Raw genomic sequence first — 17543 nt, 5'->3', positions numbered from 1 at the left:
CATGCGCTGCCATTACGCATTCAAAACTATGCGTGGTCGCAAATATCTGCGTGCGGAACTGCCTGGCTGCTTCATCAATAACCCGCCAGACATCGGGTAGCACAGAGTGGTGAATCCCAATATCCACATCATCTACCAGAACCACACCTTCCGGTACTGAAGCTATGGCCAAAACAAGGCGGGTAATTTGAGTCATACTTTCCCCCATTACGGATAGCGGTACCAGTTCGGACAATCCGATGTCTCCCCAGATCAAGGGAATACCGCTGGAGGAATTGTCTTCGATGCTTTGCAGTTTTGGCTCAACAACTTGCAGTGCTTTTAAGAGCATATCCCCCTGTTTCTGCCGTCTCAATCTTCCCAACCTTATGGCATCTTCCTGGATATTCCCAATTTGAGATGAGAGCATTATCGCTTGAAATGGAAAATTTATGGTAGGCTGATTGACCTCAAATCCCTGTTCCTTCATACGTATATGGCTTTTAACTGATTTACGTGAAGGACCGCTATACTGAAATACGAGTGAACGTTCGTCAAAACGGTTTGTTATTGAAGTTCCATTCGTATGATCAAGAGAAAATTCAGTAGTGTGCTGTCGCTTCGATGAAATTTCCAAAGTCAATTGTCCATGCGATGTATGATCAGCCTCAATCTCAATGCACTGCCTCATGTCTAGGTCGGAGAAGAGTTGCTTCCAGAAAGGATCACCGGTCGAAATATCGCGTGGCTTCAGGCCACGAATAACATTGTCATTTATGGCTACATGCGCATTTCCGCCTCCAAATAGAAGAAAAATTGCCTCAAGTAAACTGGTCTTGCCGGAATTGTTTTTGCCAACAATGAGATTAATACCGCTCAATTGGTCAATTTTGAGTGCGTTGAAGCCGCGAAAATTTCGTATGTGCAAGCGTTTCAACATCGCTTTCACTCCTCGCTTGGCGCGCCGGCTACTTGTAACGCAGAGCCGAGCATTTGATTGTGTTTTATATTTGGATATTCCTGCCATTGCCTTCCATCCAGCGTGTTGCCACCGGCTTTGGGCGTGCGACCACCCCATTGCTTGAAGAAGAAAGCGACATTTTGCGCCTGACATTGATCGCGTAATTCACGCAACCACTCCACTTTGACCGGACGCGCCCCTGGTCCGCTCTCGCCTCCTGCGATTACCCAATGAATATCCGTAAGATCCAACGGGCCAAGCGCGTCAAGCAACGGCTCAAATGAAACAAAGCGCGTTGAGGCGTTGGTCTGTTTCAAGTGCCGCAGGCGCGTCATGGCCGCGGCGTCTTCAATAGATACACCGAGCCAGATATGTGACGGGGCGGACAGGCTTCCATAGCGTTGATGGACAAAATCGCGCATCAGTGAACTGCGTTTGGTCAGCACTTGATAGATGTGCCAATCCGCCTGTTCCATAGTATCAAATACGCGATGGATGTACTGAGTTGGTATGTCCTTATGGAACAGATCACTCATCGAATTGACAAAGATGAGTTGCGGACGCCGCCAGTGCCTGGGCTGTTCAAGTCGTTCGGGGCGAAGTGTGAGATCAAAACCCGTCTCAAAGGGGTTGCCCTTAACGCCGCGGAAACGCTCCGATAATCGTTCGGCATAGCAATGGTCGCAACCTGCACTCACCTTTGTGCAGCCAGTGACCGGGTTCCATGTGCTGTTGGTCCACTCGATAGTACTTCTGCGCGACATGCAATTCTCCTGTGTGCCACTTGAAGCATCTAAAGATTACTGCACATAAGTATAGTTTGTTCTTGCCGAAAGAGCAAGTATGGAGTATTTTTATTTTGGAAGAGATTGAAAATTTACGTGGTCGTTGTAGAGTTTGGGATACCGCTTTCTGAGGACAAAATGGGTGCTCTTGATAAATTCCACAATAAGGCTATGGAAGTGGCATTTTTCGCTGACCAAGAACGACGGCGGGGTAATGAGAAACGGGCGGCAGAGTTGTTTGAGCAGGCACTGGAGTTGGAACTTAAGGCCCTTGATGAGATAACCGAGCCTGTGGAACCGACGTACTCGATAATGCACCGCAGTGCTGTTGGCTGGCTTTGGACTGCAATAAACCACGCTTGGCAGAGCAACTGGCCTGCAAAGCCCTTGCTGGAGAACCTTATCCGAAAATCGCTGAGGAACTGCGCGATCTGCTGGCGGAAACCTACGCACGAATGCACGGCAAACCTAAGGGTGCTGCTGTGACCGAAACCGCTGATGATGACTAACTGCCCTTACAAGCGAGTTATTTGAGCATGTATCCAGATTTCTACAACGACAAGTGCTTTCTCTGAGGCCCATCACTCCAAAAATTCAGGAGATTAATCAATGTGGATGTACTCCCATTGTAATGGAATAGACATATATAGCCGCTACTTAAACGTGAGTCTCTACAGGGATAAGCCTCACTCCACCGGGAGTTTTGCAAAGGTCTGCAATGGGCTTTTTGGTCGCTATCTTAAAGACAGATTGGAAATCCAGCGGATACCCTATGACCTTTCAATCACAGATATGATTGTCAAGCGTGCGCTAATTCCTGATCTATTTGTAGAGTTGCCTTCCGAATATTTTGTAAGTTGGGATAACTATCCGCTTACAGGAGGCTCCGAAACGCCAGAAAACTTGATACCTGCTGATTACAATAGTATTTCTATTCTTACCCGGGGTGACTGGTCGCTTGAATCTCTCTTGCATCCTTATGATGAAGAACTGAAGAGCGATTTTGTCGATCGATTTTCAGGAGAAGTCCCTCGAACTCTGAAGATACAGGAGCACCCTAATGGGGATTATTTCCGACCATATGAAGCATACTTTTCTTATTGGAAAAGCTATATTTTTGCAGAAGCTCTCGATGGCTATGAACATATTGATAAATTCCTATCGTGGGAGACAGGTCGAGAAATTTTGATATCGAGATTTGCCGTCGTGAGCCAGCAATGGGAAGAGGAGTATAAGGATGTTTTCACACGACTCTCCTTTTATAGAACGGCAAAAACAATTTTGACCCTATGGAAGGACCCTCGCCCTTCAACGACCTATAAGGAACTTTCAAAGTTTATCCAAAAGGTAACGGATTGTAATTCTGAATTGCTAGAACAGGATATGGAAAAGCTCTTGATTCTGTTTGGACACTGGGAAAAACGACAGAAAGAGGGAAGACGGTATTATCCACAGGCGATAGAGCTTCTCAGGCAAGATATATATTTTCTCCTTGAGTGGCTCTGTACCCTGAATAGAAAGCCCCAAAAAGTCTATTTTGAGAAATGGAGCTATAATATAGAACCACATGATATTTGGGTACAACTCAAAGAAGTAATCTCTTATGAAGAATTTGAATTAGAAAGGAGATTTATTAGATATGTACCAAGCTATGCTGAGAACCTGAAAGAAGAGAGATATATAACTGATGTCAAAAGCGTTTATGCAAGGCTCGCTGAATATGAGAGCTTTTGGCCTTGGATCCGTGCTTTCTCTGATTTACATGACCAGCTGGTACACACCAGTTCCAAAAGACCACTGGTTTTCAAACAATCCCGAATTCTTGATCATCTTCTTGTATTGGCAATTCGAACGGAGATATTGATTAGGGCATTCTTTAGAAAAGTTGCTCAGTTAGAAGATAATCGGGACCTACGGCTCGTATTCAATCAGTTTTCAATAAAGTTACCTGAGAAGTCAAGAGAGCGAAGTATTTTGTGCGCGGTTGCGGATAAAAAAACTTGGAGACAAACCGAACTAAGCGGAAAACCTGACGAAATTTTTGGGAATATAGACCTGATTCCTCAAAAGAAGAAATGGAATAAATCTCAGCATCATATCTTTTTATCTATACTGCGATTTGTGACTGCACGGAATTATTTTGCTCACCATTCCTTCAAAGATGAGACGTTAAATAACCAAGTAGAAGATTTGCCTGGACAAATTTTAGTTTCCTGCTTAAAAAGTGTGATTTATATGGATTATGTCGTTCAGAAAACTGTTTCCAAATCAGGCGATAAAAGTATAAAGTAATTGTACTCGGCGTATCTGTATCTCCTTCTCGAATCGCGTAATTTTTGTAGCAAACCTTACGAGTGTCCCTACTTCCCTTATTTTCATAATTTCTGAGCCCCGCGCAGCCGCTCAAAGCAGCTATTCACAAATTGCGGCAGCATGCCTTCCCATGGTTCGCAACCGTTCAAGCGTGCACCATGAAACAACCCGGCGAATACAATCTCTTTTGAGGGACCAACGCTGACAGTAAGCATCACATCCCGGTCAATGACCCAATCGAAATCTACTTCGCCGTGTGGTGTGGCGTTCACATCCGGCCTACCGACATGAGGTGGGAATTCGTCGATAAGTTTTTGGACAATATCTACTATCTCTGGAGCAAGTGCAAGAGCACCTTCGCCATCCCAGCCTTCGGTTCCGGCATCCTCAATCAGACCGTGGACTTCGCGCTTGAGTGAAACTCGCTCCTCATGAGGATATTCGCTGGACGTATCTGTATAATAGGATTCCACGTTTCACTCCTCTGGTCCAGCCGCCTTGTTCTCCTCCCACATCCTTTCCACCGCATTCCGTATCTTCTTATCAAATCGCTCAATCAACGAGCGAAAGGTCAATCGGTCTTAATTCGCCTGCGCTACTTATTGCCAATCCTCTCCTGCGACCTGTTTAAGCACGGCTCGGACGAATTGATCGTCGAGATATAGACCTGCATAGCTCAACTCTCGGATAATTTTAGATGCGGATGTGACCAGTCCCCGTCTTTTCGCACGTAGCACAACTCCTAATGTCCCGATAACGGGTACACCGAATGATCTGGCACATGCCCGAGCCGTAGCGTCATCTATAACAGCCATCCATCCAGATTTTTCTAAAGCGATAGAAAGTACTTCGGACTCTCCAGCACCCAAACTCCAGCCGAGGACTTCGGGGTGACTATAAGATTTAGCCAACTATTTGCCCCATCCATCTTCCAAAGCACGACGCCCAGGATCATCATCTGGCCCTGCTATGATTTCGCTAAAGACTGCCTGCGGAATACATATCTCTGGTGCCAAATCCACAAGCAGGTTCAGGCGACCAATCTTGGCAAGGGTAATGATCGGCGAGGCATTGAGTATCCACCCCTCACTCACGATTTACTTCCTCTGCTATTTCATCCACACTGTATTGGAATACTGAAACCTCAAACCGGCCCAGTGCCTCAATGAACTCACTGCGGGATAGTCCAGCAATCTCAGCCGCCCGGCTTTGAGAAACCTCCCCCATCTCGTACCATTTCACAGCGGCAGCCAAACGCAATTCTTGGGCGAAATGATCCGGGTCTTTTCGCACCGAAGAAAGCGCGTCTTCTGGCAGTTCAAAAGTGACTGTTACCATGTGATTCTCTCCTGATAGACCAATCTATGTTGCGTGTAATCGCCCTACTACAGTCGTGTGGTTTCTTACAATATATGAGAACGCAATTGTTGAATCAAATCATTACTGCTATTTCACTTCACTCGCTCCCCACACCCTGCCCACCGCAACCCATATCTTCTTTTTAAATCGCTCAATCAACGTATTTCCTATTCTTAGGTCTCATTGTTTTTCGATAGCCTCGGGCGCAATAGCAGTCGGCTGACTTTCCAGATAGAGCGTGTCATAGCTCAGATCTAACTCGTCTGGCCACTCCACGGAACCTGCTACTCCACGGACTGCCTGGAAGACGGCGTGATTCTGAAGGCGGACAAAGACGCCGCGCTTTAGATAGGGCTTCACATCGAATATACGCCGCTCGCCGTTCTCAAAGATTACTTCCAGTTGGTAATTTTCGAGTGGGCGTACTTGTTTGACAAAGGGATTCATTTCAATCTCTCAAGCCATCATCTATCACCCAATAACTCTGCGTACTCAATTTCCAGTGGCTGGGTGATGCGTTTAGCAATTTCCAGGAGGTCGGGCCGGTTGGGTGGGATATCTTTTTCCATTTTTCCATCGGGATAGACTGTTACTGTGTCTATCCTTTTGATGAATCCCTTTTTGGCTGTCGCGCGATTGAACTGGAGGCCGTCTTTTGAAATCGCCATGCGAGTCTGTAAAATGTGTCCTTCGCCGATAATGCGAAAAAGAAAGCCCAGGATGCCGGATGTTGGGCGCCCTGTAAGTCCTTTGATCTCGTCATAGGCAACCCAATTTCCAAAATCCAGCAGTCGATAGGTCATCACCCGCTGATTGGTTACTTTGAGATTCGGCGTCGAAAGCGTATCCATGTACGAATATCGATCCGGCTTGCCGGGCTGGTCTTCCCACCAGATTCGCACATTTACTGCCAGTTCTGGCGTTGGGGCTTCCACGATCTCGCGGATGACGCGATCTACCCGATAATCTATTTCTGTATTCTGTTTGTATTGATAGGATAACTGCGCGTACTGGGGCATTGCGTTTTCCGGGCGTGCGGTCACTTCCATAAATGCCTGAAACCAGTTTTCGTACCCAATAAATAGCGGTAGTCCCTGCGGATCGCGCGCCCTTGCCTTCTGTGCGAGATAAAGGATCATCTCTCCCTGAAACCGCGCACCATTGGTCGTCGCTGTCGGGTCGTAATCACTACACTGTCGCATTGCCTCTACGATCTCTGTCCGGCTTACCATCTGATATCCCGGACGCACGCCGTTTGCGCATTCTGGCCGATCCAGTGTAAAGAAAAAACAAAGGAGGGTTGCGATTCTCAACCCTCCTTTGTAGTGGAAGCCCGTCATCTTATTCCTTCATGCGTCAGTTCGTCACATCTAATTTTTTAACACAATGAGGATGCGCTGACCGACGAGCAAGGGATCGGAAAAGGAGATGGTGACGGTTTGGGCTGCTTTATCCTCGCTGAGTGCGTATTCTTTGTCTTTGCTCAGTTTGCCATGGTCGTCGCATACGGCGGCGAGTTCGCCCTGTACGGTAATGTTTTCTCCAATGGCAACTTTCTTCACGTCGGTGTTGTCAACATCGGGGAAATTTATAATCTTGTAGTTTTTGCGAATCCTTCGCCAGGTATGGAGATACCCCTGTTCTTTCAGATTATCTTCAATACCGACATAGACGAGGACTGAACTGATAATTTCCTCTGCATCCTTAAGGTCTTCCTGGGTGACTTTAAGGTCTTCCTGGGTGACCTTAAGATCTTCCTGGGTGACCTTAAGATCTTCCCGGGTAGCCTGAAGGTCATTATGCGCTTTTTCGAGGGCTTCTGTTACGCGTTGAAGGCGACTGGTTTGCTCGAATAGGCTGTTGCGAAGGCTGTCGCGGGAGGCTGTGGCTTGTTCGAGGTCACCTCGCAGAGTGGTGGTGAGACGCCGGTACTCTTTCATTTCATTGGTAAGGCGGTGAAGGGTGGTCAGCAAAACTTTATTTGATTTGCTGGTACTGTCCATTTGCGCACGCACGGAATCGATGCGGACATTTAATCCATCGACCACCTGATTTAGAGAGTCTATCAGTGCATCATCGCGTTTTGCTTCTTCCTCCATTTGCATAACGTAGGGACTTTCCTTAATTATTTCCTCTTCGCTGGGCAAAAACGCGATGTACAAAAGAAGGGCCAATGCGATGGCGGCAATGCCAATCACCAGGATAATTTGTTTGTTGTTTTCCACGAGGTACCTCCTGATTTGAGAGAAAAAAATAGCTGCAAAAAATGAGGGTTGAGAGTGTTAGCGGGCAAGAGATTTTCCACGCCCGCTCTGGATTATTTGCGTGGTGTGCTGAAGCTGTGTGGTCCTCCCTGTTATGGTGTTATTATGGTTTCGCGGTTGGGAAACCCGCCGCCCAGTGCGAGGTGAAGGTCAATGCGCGTCTGGAGTCGTTGCTGGCGCACAACGAGCAATTGGCTTTCGGCGAGGTAAGCCGTGTTGCGCGTTTGAAGCACGGTCAACAGGTCTATAAGCCCTCTGTAATATCTATCTTCTGCCAATCGGCGTGCTTCCCTCGCCTGTTCAGCAGCGGTTTCCAGAGCGGTCTGGCGTTTTGCCAGATGCGCTTCTGCTGAGAGTGCATTTTCAACTTCGCTATATGCTTGCAAAACGGTTTGGGCAAATATTGCGGAGGCTTCGTTTTCTCTGGCACTGGCCAGATCGATATTGCCCTGTATGCGCCCGCCCTGGAAGAGGGGTTGTGTGAGGTTGCCGATCAGACTCCACACGCTGAAGTCACCATTGAGCAGGTTGCCCAATGCGTCGCTGCTGGTTCCGCCCGAGGCGGTCAGGCTGATGCGCGGATAACGCAGGCGTTTGGCGGCTTTGTGACTGGCCTGAGACGCGGCAAATTGGCGTTCAACTGCAATGAGGTCAGGGCGTCGGGAAATGAGATCTGCCGGAAGGCCTGCGGGCACTTGCTGTGGTGCCTGGGGGAGGTCGTCGGCAATGGCGAATGTGCCTGAGGGATAGCGCCCGATGAGCACTTCGAGTTGGCGGATGGCCATTTCATAGCGTTGTTCGCGCTGGTGCAGGCGGTCTTGCGACAGTGCGAGCTCAGATTGACTCTGGCGCATGTCGAGCGAGGGCCGCACCCCGCGTTCGTAGCGCGTGCGTACCTGTTTGTGGTTGGTGAGGCTGTTTTCGTACGTTGCCTGCGCGAGTTCGAGTTGGCGTCTGGCTTCGATGGTGGCAAACCACGCTTTGGCGGTTTGTGCCGCCAGTGACATGCGCGCGCCCCGGTACATAGCCTGTGTTGCCTGATAGGTGGCCTGTGCAGCCGCAGCACTTGCGCCGAGCCGTCCCCAGAGGTCGATTTCCCACGCGGCATTGATGGAAACGCCATAGGTGGTGTTGGTGTTTGAGAGCACCTCTCCAGGCACCTGACCGGGGATGGGAAATCCGATGAAGTTTTGTTTGCGTCTCAATCCCGATGATCCCGCGCTGAGTTGTGGGTACAGGGGTGCGCCAGCCATTTTGGCCTGTGCGCGTGCGGCTTTAAGACGCGCTGCAGCAGCGTGCAGGTTGTGGTTGTATGCGAGTGCTTGCGCGATTAAGCTGTCGAGACGGCTATCGTTAAATGTCGCCCACCAGAGGGTGTCTGCAGGTGTTGTTTTGGCGGCTTCTGTCTGATAAGTTTGTGGTGGATGGACAGGGGATTCTTGCACGCGAGGCGCAGAAGCACAAGCGGTTATAAGAGCAATGCAGAGTGCAGAGAAGTGCCATATCGCGTGGGTACTCATTCTCGATCTCCTGAATGAAGCTGACTGCTGATTGCGCCTATCATAAGGAAACTTTTGTTTTTGTCAATATATATCGCATGGAGAGGATTAGATCATGGCGATGCATTGTTTTGAGGGTGTACTCGATAGCACATCGGTTAATATAGGATTGACACTGGGATCGGGGCAGGTGTTTCGGTGGGGACGAGATGTCGATAGGTGGTGGAAGGGTATTGCTTATGGGGTGGTTGTGCATCTGAGGCAAATGGGAGACCAGATCCAATATCGCGCGTCGTCTGAGCGGGTGGCTACATACTGCGGCGAGATGGCAATTGATGATTTTTTGAGGTGGTATTTAAGGTTGGATCACATGCCCCGGATCAGAGTGCAGCGGGGGGATACTTATTTGCGAAAGGCGCGGGATTTGTTGAAGGGGTTGCAATTTGTTCGCCAGGATCCATTCGAGTGTATTATTTCTTATGTTCTCTCGGTTCAAGCACATATGTCGTTGACCAAAAAGCGGATCGGATTTATTGCGAGAACTCTGGGCGAGAGACGGGTTTTTGAGGGCGAGACTTACTGGGCATTTCCAGGATCGGATGCCCTATCTGAGTTGGACAGCGGATTTTACAGGCGTTACCGTTTTGGCTGGCGTTCGGAGCGGGTGGCTGAGACCGCGCGGTTTATCGCCGGGTCAGTGCGCGATGGGGCGGATCTGGATACCTGGCGGTGTATTTCTGATGATTTGTACGCGTTGTCCGGCAGCGGGGTTGGCATTAAGGTGGCGCGGTGTATCGATTTGTTTGCGCTGGATCGGCTCTATGCTGTTCCCGTTGATACCTGGGTGCGAAAATTTGCCCGAGAATGGTACGGTGTAACGGGTTCAGATGCGAAGATATGCCAGTGGGGCGAAGCGCGATGGGGCAAATGGGCGGGCTATTGCAATGAGTATTTGTTTGCGTATTATCGCGAGTTATATGGGCAAACGCTGTACGATCGGGTGCTTTCTTTTGATGCTTCTGATGAGGCTTCAGCGGTGATGCCGTTTGAGGATACGGGATGACTGTTTTTACTCTCTCGCGTATTTGGGGTTGCCAAAACCGTCGTTGACGATGTGCGATCGGGCGGGGATTTCGGATTTTTCGGGAATGATGAGGTCCAGTTCGGTGCTGTTTTCGACAATTGTGCCGTCGCCCACGCGCACGTGATCTCCAAGGATGATTTTTCCCGGATCGCGGGAACTAGAGCGGACGGTGCCGAGTACGACCGACGATGCGATTTGGCAGCCTGTGCCCGTTTCGACAAAACCGTAGATGTCTGTGCCACTGCCAATTGTGGAGCGGTCGCCAATGACGACGGGTCCGAGCAAGGTGGCGTCTGTGCCTATTCTTACAAAATTGCCAATGGTGGGATGTCGTTGCCGCGCCCTTCCTGTCAGTCCGCCGAGTGTGCAGGGATAGATGATGCACCCGTAGCCTATGACGCCCGTTTGACCGGTTGTGAGGCCGCGGTGCGGGTGTTCGAGAAAGTTGGCGTCTGCAATGGTGGTTTCCGGGTGAAGATCGGCCTGATAATAACGCCCGCCGAGTTCTGAGATGGCACGGGGCAGGAGGGGGATGGGCGTGCAGTTAAAATTTTCGACCACGCCGGTTTGCGTGAGGGCATTGGCGATGTCGTGATAAAACAAGACGCGCCATCCGGGATAGGCACTGGCGACGAGTTGCATCTGATATGCGAAGGCAGATTGCAGGTCCTTTTCGGCGAGAAATGCTTCGTAGAGATCAAAGTTGCGCGCTTCAATGGCTTTGTCTATGACGGGTGCAAATGTGAGGGCGGCGAGGTCGCTGTCATCCAGATTGTGTATTTTGCGTAAATACGCATCCCACACGGCGGGGTCTTTGAGCGATGCAAAGCGGTTCCAGAGTGCGCGGGTTTTGAGTTGGGGCAGTCGAGAAATGAGCGCGAAGGCCGATTGTAGCGCGGCGTCTTCTATAGGACCATTTTCGTCCTGTGCGGCTTGAAGCGATTGGTAGATCATGGCGTAGAGCTGGTCGGCAATTTCTTCGATGTTTTCAGTCAGGGTCGCCTGCGCGGCCTGGGATGCATTGTGGGAGCCTGGTGCGACGCATTCGAGCAGGTTGCCGAGTACGGTTTCGAGCAGGTCGCGGTTGACAAAACCGCGGCCCGAACGCTGCGAAAGAATCCCGCGGTTGATGGGGTCAATGCGCAGAGCAGCCAGTTCTTCTGCTGTGTAAATCGGTCGAATTTGTTCGATTACTTTTTCGAGGAGCGGGCGTTTGCGGTTTGCATACGCGGCGTCGAATAAGGTGGTGTTGTTCAAAGAAAATTCCTTTGTAATTCGTTTGTTCAACTTCCGGTGGAGCGATAATGACGCACACCGATTTTCCATATCTGCAAGGCAATAATGAGAAATATAACGCAAATCAGGGGTGCGACCCACTGCAAGATGGCGGGCAATCCCATGGGGTCGCCGCGTTCGAGGATTGCCAGTGTCGGTAGGTAATTTACACACGCGAGGGGTATGATGTAAGTAAAAAATTTGCGAAACCAGATGCGGTAGATGGGCAAAGGGTACTGCGCGGTCTCTACACCGCCGTAGGTCATGGTGTTCATGAGTTCGAGAGATTCAGTGGTCCAAAACGCAATGGTGGCTTGAATGACCATGAGGCCGATAAAGAGGCAAGCGCCTCCAAATATGGCGGTGAAGACGAGATAGATTTTTGGTACAGACCACGCGATGTCGAGGGCGTAGCTTGCCCAGGAGAAGACAGCGATGCCCTGGAGCAGGCGGCCAACGCGGCGGAGGGTGAGTTCATAGCCCGCGAGTTGCAGGGCGGTGCTGCGGGGGCGAAGCAGGAGGCGGTCGAAGTCACCGCTTTTGACCATGGTGCCGAATATGTCGAAGCCGCGCGAGGCAGCGTCGGCAAAAGCGAAGGAGATGTTGATGAGGCCGTAGAGAAAGGCCACTTCGGGGAGGGTCCAGCCCTGGATATGTTTGAATCGCGCGAAGAGGGAGGCGATGGCGAGAAATTCGACGCCGGTGGTGAGGAAATGTCCAAATGAGAGCATGATGAATGACGCGCGATATTGCATTTGGCTGCGGACAGATTGGCTGAGATAGTGCAGGTAGAGGCGAAGCGCGTTGGCCATCGCGTTATCCTCCTTGTGCGACGAGGCGGCGAATACCGCGGGTGAGGATGAGGTGCCCGGCAGTGATCAGCGCAATCAGATAGGCGATTTGAAACGGCAGGTGATACCAGATTTGTTCTGGTGGGAGGTGGCCCATGTAGAAGCGGAAGGGGATGTCCATGAGGTATCGAAATGGGAGGATGTTGATGGCTGTCTGTGCCCAGTCGGGGAAAAAGAGCAAGGGGATGATGATGCCACTGAAGAGCCAGGTCAAACTACTCAGGAGTACGCCCAGGCCCTCGCCAGATATGGTCCACAAGAGGGCAATGGTCAGGAGATTGGTGATGGCTGCGCTGATGAGGACGGCAAAGAGCATTGATACGACCCAGGCACAGGTAGCCGAGATATTGGGAGGCATTTGCAGGTTGAAAAAAAGACTGGCCGTGATGAACATGGGGAGGGCGCGGAAGACGCCGGGCGCGGTGCGTTGCGCTATGGCGCGGCTGTACCAGAAGAAATACAGGTTGGTCGGGCGCACGAGTTCATAGACGACATTGCCCGAACGCACCATGGCGCGCACGTCGGGGTCGGCACCCTGGTAGGGAATGAGAACGAGAAATGCCTGGCCGAGCCATATATAGGTGATGACTTCATCGGCGGTCATGGGTTGTGGCGCAGTGGTTGATCTGTAGAAGGCTTCAAAGATCATGACGCGGATGAGGCCCCAGAAGAGTTGGGTGCCGAATCCCGCGAATGCCGCGGCGCGGTATTGCAAGAGGGTACGAAATCTGGCGGAGAGTACGGCGGTGTAGGATTTGATGGCAGATAAATTGGGGATCATAAGTAGCTCTGGGTTCTGAGACTGTTCGATTCTTCAGCTTCCAGTTGATCGGTAGTGGCGGGTGCCGAAACGCCAGAATTGAAGAGTCAAAAAAAAGAAAAGAAAGCCAATAGCTGGGGCCGTCCATTGGAACCAGATGGGACTGCCGAGAGCGTCGGGACGGTCTAAAATGACCAGCGCGGGGTAGTAGCTGATACAGGCCAGAGGAATGACATAAGTAAAGAAACGACGGAACCATTTGCGGTAGATGCTTAAGGGATAACGGGCGGTTTCCTGCCCGCCGTAGCTGACGGCATTGATGAGGTCGAGGCTTTCAGTGGTCCAGAAGCACAGGGTGGCGCGAAGGACAAAGAGGCCGCCGAACACGCAGGCACAGGCCAGTGTGGATGCCATAACAAGGGTGATTTTAGGGGCGGTCCAGGTGATGTCGAGTATGTATGCGGCATAACAGAGAACGAGGAAGCCCTGCGTAAAGTGGCCGATGCGCATGAGTTGAAGTTCTTGACCTAACAATTGCAAGACCGTGTTGCGAGGGCGGAGCAAGAGGCGGTCAAAGTCGCCATTGCGAATGGTGGTTGCAAAATGGTCGAATCCTCTGCTAACTGCTTTGGCGATGGCCATGCCCATGTTGACGATACCGTAAAAGAGTGCGACTTCAGCGAGTGTCCAGCTTTTGAGTTGCCCAAAGCGGTCGAAGATAGCCCAGATGCCAATAAATTCAAGGCCAGAGCTGAGGAAGACGCTGATTGTGAGCATGATGAATGACGCTCGGTATTGCATTTGGCCGCGAAAAGACAGGGCAATGTAGTGTTTGTAGAGGGCAAATGCGTTCACGATTAGCCTCCCTGAATCACCAGTTTGCGCACATTGCGAGATAGCAGCCATCGGCTCCAGAGAATAATGATCCCCGTCCAGATGAGTTGGTGGGCGAGCAGACGCGGCAATTCAGAAGGCGCAAGGTGGCCGAGATAGAGGCGATAGGGTGTGTCTATGAGTCCGCGAAAGGGGAGGGCCTGGAGGATGGGTTGTGCCCATTCGGGACAGAGGGGTATTGGCAATAGCATGCCAGAAAAAATGATAATACAGATGGGCATAAGGCGTCCGATACCGTCGCCCGAGATGGTCCAGAACATCACGATGGATCCGAAGGCGGTGAGCGCAGCACTGAGCAGGAGCGCAGAGAAAGTTGCAATGAGATAGGCAGCAGCCGATGCCCATGTTGGTGGAAGTTCCATGCCAAAGAATGCAAAGGTGATGGCAAAAAGAGGTATTGCGCGCAAGAGGGTTGGAGCCGTTCGCATGGCCATGGCCCTGGTGTAAAGGAGGGTGTAAAGTTTGAGTGGACGCAGGAGTTCATATCCAATGGCACCTGTGCGAACTTTGTCGCGGATTTCGAGGTCAATGCCCCAGGGTTGCATTGCGAGAAGCCCTTGAGTGAGCCATACGTAGATGATGACTTCGCGCAAACTCATGGGCATTGAAGCGGTGCTGGATGCATAAAAGGCTTCGAAAACCATGATGTGTACGTAGCCAAATACAAACTGCGTCACGACATTGGCAAGGGCACCAGCGCGGTATTGCAGCAGAACGCGAAATTGCGCGCTGAAAAAGGCAACGTAAGGGATGAGTAAGCGCGTAAGTGCCATGAGAGCCGGGTCAGAGAATGAATTGCTATTAGCGATTTTCGGCATAGAGGCGCGAGATGATTTCTTCGATGGGAGTGTTTTCGACAAAGAGGTCGCGTACGGGGTGCTGCGCCGTGATGCGGGCGATCAGGTCTGCCGTGGCAACGCGGTCGGGGTCAAATGTGAGATGTACGCGGTGTCCGTCGCGCAATACGACAGATGCGTCGGGGTCGGTGATGTCTTCTGTGCCTTCGAGATCGACGATGAGGCGGCGCTCTGTTGTGACGCGAGCGCGAAGGTTTTCGAGCGGGCCATCAGATAGTATTTGGCCCTGTCCGATGACCATTACCCGCGTGCAGAGGGCTTCGATGTCGTCCAGGTCGTGGGTGGTGAGGATGACGGTGACATCGCGTTCCTGGTTGAGGCGTTTGATGAAGTCGCGCACGGCGAGTTTGGAGACGATGTCGAGGCCAATGGTCGGTTCGTCTAAGAAGAGGATTGATGGACGGTGTATGAGGGCAGCGGCGAGGTCACAGCGCATGCGCTGGCCCAGGCTGAGTTGGCGCACGGGTATGTCGAGAAGCGATTCGAGGTCGAGAATGGCGATCATTTCATCGCGGGTTTGCGCGTATTGGAGATGGTTGACGCGATAGATATCGCGGAGCAGATCAAAAGATTCGATGACGGGCAGGTCCCACCACAATTGCGTGCGTTGTCCAAAGACCACGCCGATTTGTGCGACGTGGGCGATGCGTTCTTTCCAGGGCACGCGACCGAGGATTTCACAGCGGCCAGTATCGGGAACGAGGATGCCGGACAGTACTTTGACTGTGGTGGATTTGCCCGCGCCATTGGGACCGATATAACCGATGAGTTCGCCGGGTTCAACTGTGAAGGAGATGCCGTCGAGGGCAGTTATCTGGCGGTAGTTGCGGTGCATGACGCCGCGCAGCGCACCCCACACACCGGGCTGGCGTTGGGCGATTTGGAAGGTTTTGACGAGGTTTTCGACAATGATGTGGGGCATGGCGCAATATGCAGGGTTATATTTCTTCGTGTTTATTAGACGGGTATCTCGGCGGGTGTGTTTTGATTTGTGGGAATTTTTTTAACTGGACGAATCCCGCGAGCTATGGTTTTGCATAAAAATAGCGTGCCCGATTCGTACGTACAGAATCGGGCACGCGCTTTTGTAGAGATGGAATCCAGATCTTTACTGCGTGGTCTGGTAATACGGGTTGGTGCCTTCGGCGTGGTCTGTGATATCGCGGATGTTTGCAATTTCGGGAACGGCTTCTTTTATCATGACTTCCACGCCCTGTTTGAGGGTGACATCGACCATCCCACAGCCCTGGCATCCGCCGCCAAATTGGAGAAAGGCCGTGTCTTCTTTTACATCGACCAAGGATACGTGACCGCCGTGTGCGGCAATGCCCGGGTTGATTTTTTCGTCGATTACCATTTGGATTTTTTCGGCCACGCTGCCTTTGAGGTGTGGTGGAACTTTGTGCGGGTTGTCAATTTTGAAGCCGCGTCCCATCAGGCCATCGACAAAATCGAGTGTGATGTCCTGGGTATAAGGCACGCTGTTTTCGTCGATGTAAATGTCGAAGCCGTCGTATGGTATCGCGGTATCGCGGTCGGTGTCCTGTCCTTCGGCCACGAAAGCGAGGCGGTAGTTGGCCTGCAGAGGCGATGTTGCTTCGGCGGTGATGCGCACGCCTGTAATCACCTGTTCTTGCTCGTTTATCAAGCGGGTGATTTCTGCTTGTGCAACGTCTGTGACGGTGATGTCCATGGAGTTTCTCCTGTGTCAATTACGGCATTGTGACTTGTAAGAGTTCGTCTGCTTTATGCGCGAGATGATTTTCGAGCTGGTGCCCATCTCCCATCAGGTCTTGCAATGTAATGCGGTCGAGCATCTGGTCAACCACAAATTGGATGGCATTCCAGAGGGAGCGAATTGAGCAATCGACAGCATGTGTGCAGCAGGCTTCATAACCGGTGTGTTCGTCGCAAAAGTCGTCGTTGAAGAACGGGTCGCCGAGGGCACCGAGGACGTCGGAGATCAGGATTTCACTGGCAGGACGAGCCAATTTATACCCGCCGGCTTGACCGCGCACACTTTCGACGAGGTCGCTCAGGCGCAAGAGGCGGACGAGTTTGCCGACATGGGCGGTGGATAATCCTTCGGCGCGGCTGATTTCGGGAATCGAAATGCTGCCACCGGTTTCAGATGCGCGCTGTGCTACCTGCATGAGACAGCGCAGGCCGTATTCTTCTTGTGTGCTCAATTTCATAAAAGGACCTTTTCAGGAGAGACACTGTCAAAACATGCCCAATTCGAGTTTGGCCGCTTCTGACATGCGTTCTGGCGTCCAGGGAGGGTCGAATACGAGGTCGAGTTTGACATCGTAAACGCCTTCGGCAGATCGGGCTGCGGATTCGACCTGTCCGGGCAAAATACCCGCGGCGGGACAGTTGGGGGCTGTGAGTGTCATTTGTACGTAGGTATTGCCGTCTTCTTCTACTTTGATTTCGTAGATGAGGCCCAGTTCGTAAATGTCAACAGGGATTTCTGGATCATATACTGTTTTGAGTGCTTTTACGATTTCTTCTTTTACGGCTTCAGTGTCGATGGGGCCTTCTGGCGGGGATTTTTCGGGCGGTGATTCCGGCGCTTCAATATTGTGAATTTCCTCAGTATGGTCGGATTCATCGTTGGATTCAGATGTGTCTTTGCGGAAGATGTTCAGGAGGCTCATAT

Annotated in this window: 22 protein-coding genes; 3 read left to right on the top strand and 19 right to left on the bottom strand. The window is 51.2% G+C overall.

Annotated features, from left to right (window positions below; genetic code table 11):
* Positions 1-919 (bottom strand): AAA family ATPase (locus OXG87_20190; GenBank protein MCY3871876.1); only part of this gene is annotated, 919 nt, incomplete at its 3' end.
* Between the two features lie 5 nt (positions 920-924).
* Positions 925-1704: a phage Gp37/Gp68 family protein gene (locus tag OXG87_20185; GenBank protein MCY3871875.1), complete on the bottom strand. Its 780-nt coding sequence runs from the start codon at positions 1702-1704 to the stop codon at positions 925-927.
* A gap of 105 nt (positions 1705-1809) precedes the next feature.
* Here OXG87_20185 and OXG87_20180 point away from each other — a divergent pair, with 105 nt between their 5' ends.
* Entirely contained in the window at positions 1810-2211 is a 402-nt protein-coding gene (locus tag OXG87_20180; GenBank protein MCY3871874.1) for a hypothetical protein, read from the top strand.
* A 123-nt stretch (positions 2212-2334) separates the two neighbouring features.
* Complete coding sequence (locus OXG87_20175) at positions 2335-4017, top strand: hypothetical protein (protein MCY3871873.1); 1683 nt, start codon at positions 2335-2337, stop codon at positions 4015-4017.
* 83 nt (positions 4018-4100) lie between these two features.
* On the opposite strand, the gene OXG87_20170 is transcribed toward OXG87_20175, so the two are convergent.
* From OXG87_20170 to OXG87_20135, 8 genes are all read right to left on the bottom strand, one after another.
* Complete coding sequence (locus tag OXG87_20170) at positions 4101-4511, bottom strand: hypothetical protein (GenBank protein ID MCY3871872.1); 411 nt, start codon at positions 4509-4511, stop codon at positions 4101-4103.
* A 126-nt stretch (positions 4512-4637) separates the two neighbouring features.
* Positions 4638-4949, bottom strand: coding sequence for a DUF3368 domain-containing protein (locus tag OXG87_20165; GenBank protein MCY3871871.1), 312 nt, complete (start codon positions 4947-4949; stop codon positions 4638-4640).
* Entirely contained in the window at positions 4950-5132 is a 183-nt protein-coding gene (locus OXG87_20160) for a hypothetical protein (GenBank protein MCY3871870.1), read from the bottom strand.
* Positions 5125-5376 carry a UPF0175 family protein gene (locus OXG87_20155; protein MCY3871869.1) on the bottom strand — a complete coding sequence of 84 codons (252 nt, stop codon included), beginning with the start codon at positions 5374-5376 and terminating at the stop codon, positions 5125-5127. Before OXG87_20155 ends, OXG87_20160 begins: the two co-directional genes overlap by 8 nt.
* 201 nt (positions 5377-5577) lie before the next feature.
* Complete coding sequence (locus OXG87_20150; GenBank protein ID MCY3871868.1) at positions 5578-5844, bottom strand: DUF2442 domain-containing protein; 267 nt, start codon at positions 5842-5844, stop codon at positions 5578-5580.
* Positions 5845-5861: 17 nt separating this feature from the next.
* The gene (locus tag OXG87_20145) at positions 5862-6710 is read right to left on the bottom strand and encodes a hypothetical protein (GenBank protein MCY3871867.1); all 849 of its coding nucleotides are present in this window, start codon (positions 6708-6710) and stop codon (positions 5862-5864) included.
* A gap of 57 nt (positions 6711-6767) precedes the next feature.
* The gene (locus OXG87_20140) at positions 6768-7622 is read right to left on the bottom strand and encodes a hypothetical protein (protein ID MCY3871866.1); all 855 of its coding nucleotides are present in this window, start codon (positions 7620-7622) and stop codon (positions 6768-6770) included.
* Positions 7623-7753: 131 nt separating this feature from the next.
* Entirely contained in the window at positions 7754-9181 is a 1428-nt protein-coding gene (locus tag OXG87_20135) for an efflux transporter outer membrane subunit (protein MCY3871865.1), read from the bottom strand.
* A 94-nt stretch (positions 9182-9275) separates the two neighbouring features.
* Here OXG87_20135 and OXG87_20130 point away from each other — a divergent pair, with 94 nt between their 5' ends.
* Positions 9276-10223: a DNA glycosylase gene (locus OXG87_20130; protein MCY3871864.1), complete on the top strand. Its 948-nt coding sequence runs from the start codon at positions 9276-9278 to the stop codon at positions 10221-10223.
* A gap of 6 nt (positions 10224-10229) precedes the next feature.
* Here OXG87_20130 and OXG87_20125 read toward each other — a convergent pair whose 3' ends face one another.
* The 9 genes from OXG87_20125 to OXG87_20085 all read right to left on the bottom strand — a co-directional run bounded on the left by OXG87_20125 (position 10230) and on the right by OXG87_20085 (position 17541).
* Entirely contained in the window at positions 10230-11501 is a 1272-nt protein-coding gene (locus tag OXG87_20125; GenBank protein ID MCY3871863.1) for a hypothetical protein, read from the bottom strand.
* 26 nt (positions 11502-11527) lie between these two features.
* The gene (locus tag OXG87_20120; GenBank protein MCY3871862.1) at positions 11528-12331 is read right to left on the bottom strand and encodes an ABC-2 family transporter protein; all 804 of its coding nucleotides are present in this window, start codon (positions 12329-12331) and stop codon (positions 11528-11530) included.
* Between the two features lie 4 nt (positions 12332-12335).
* Positions 12336-13151 carry a hypothetical protein gene (locus tag OXG87_20115; GenBank protein MCY3871861.1) on the bottom strand — a complete coding sequence of 272 codons (816 nt, stop codon included), beginning with the start codon at positions 13149-13151 and terminating at the stop codon, positions 12336-12338.
* A 33-nt stretch (positions 13152-13184) separates the two neighbouring features.
* Positions 13185-13985, bottom strand: coding sequence for an ABC-2 family transporter protein (locus tag OXG87_20110; protein MCY3871860.1), 801 nt, complete (start codon positions 13983-13985; stop codon positions 13185-13187).
* A gap of 2 nt (positions 13986-13987) precedes the next feature.
* Entirely contained in the window at positions 13988-14842 is an 855-nt protein-coding gene (locus tag OXG87_20105) for an ABC-2 family transporter protein (GenBank protein MCY3871859.1), read from the bottom strand.
* On the bottom strand, positions 14826-15803 hold the full coding sequence (locus tag OXG87_20100) for an ATP-binding cassette domain-containing protein (protein MCY3871858.1): 978 nt from the start codon (positions 15801-15803) through the stop codon (positions 14826-14828). Before OXG87_20100 ends, OXG87_20105 begins: the two co-directional genes overlap by 17 nt.
* Before the next feature lie 186 nt (positions 15804-15989).
* Positions 15990-16574, bottom strand: a complete 585-nt coding sequence (locus OXG87_20095) for a NifU family protein (protein MCY3871857.1) — start codon at positions 16572-16574, stop codon at positions 15990-15992.
* Positions 16575-16593: 19 nt separating this feature from the next.
* On the bottom strand, positions 16594-17076 hold the full coding sequence (locus OXG87_20090; GenBank protein MCY3871856.1) for an Rrf2 family transcriptional regulator: 483 nt from the start codon (positions 17074-17076) through the stop codon (positions 16594-16596).
* Positions 17077-17103: 27 nt separating this feature from the next.
* On the bottom strand, positions 17104-17541 hold the full coding sequence (locus tag OXG87_20085) for an SUF system Fe-S cluster assembly protein (protein MCY3871855.1): 438 nt from the start codon (positions 17539-17541) through the stop codon (positions 17104-17106).
* Positions 17542-17543: the final 2 nt, after the last annotated feature.

Source organism: Gemmatimonadota bacterium, assembly GCA_026706845.1.
GTDB lineage: Bacteria > Latescibacterota > UBA2968 > UBA2968 > UBA2968 > VXRD01.
The sequence above is the reverse complement of the archived record's forward strand: the minus strand, read 5'-3'. Positions and strand labels throughout refer to the sequence as shown.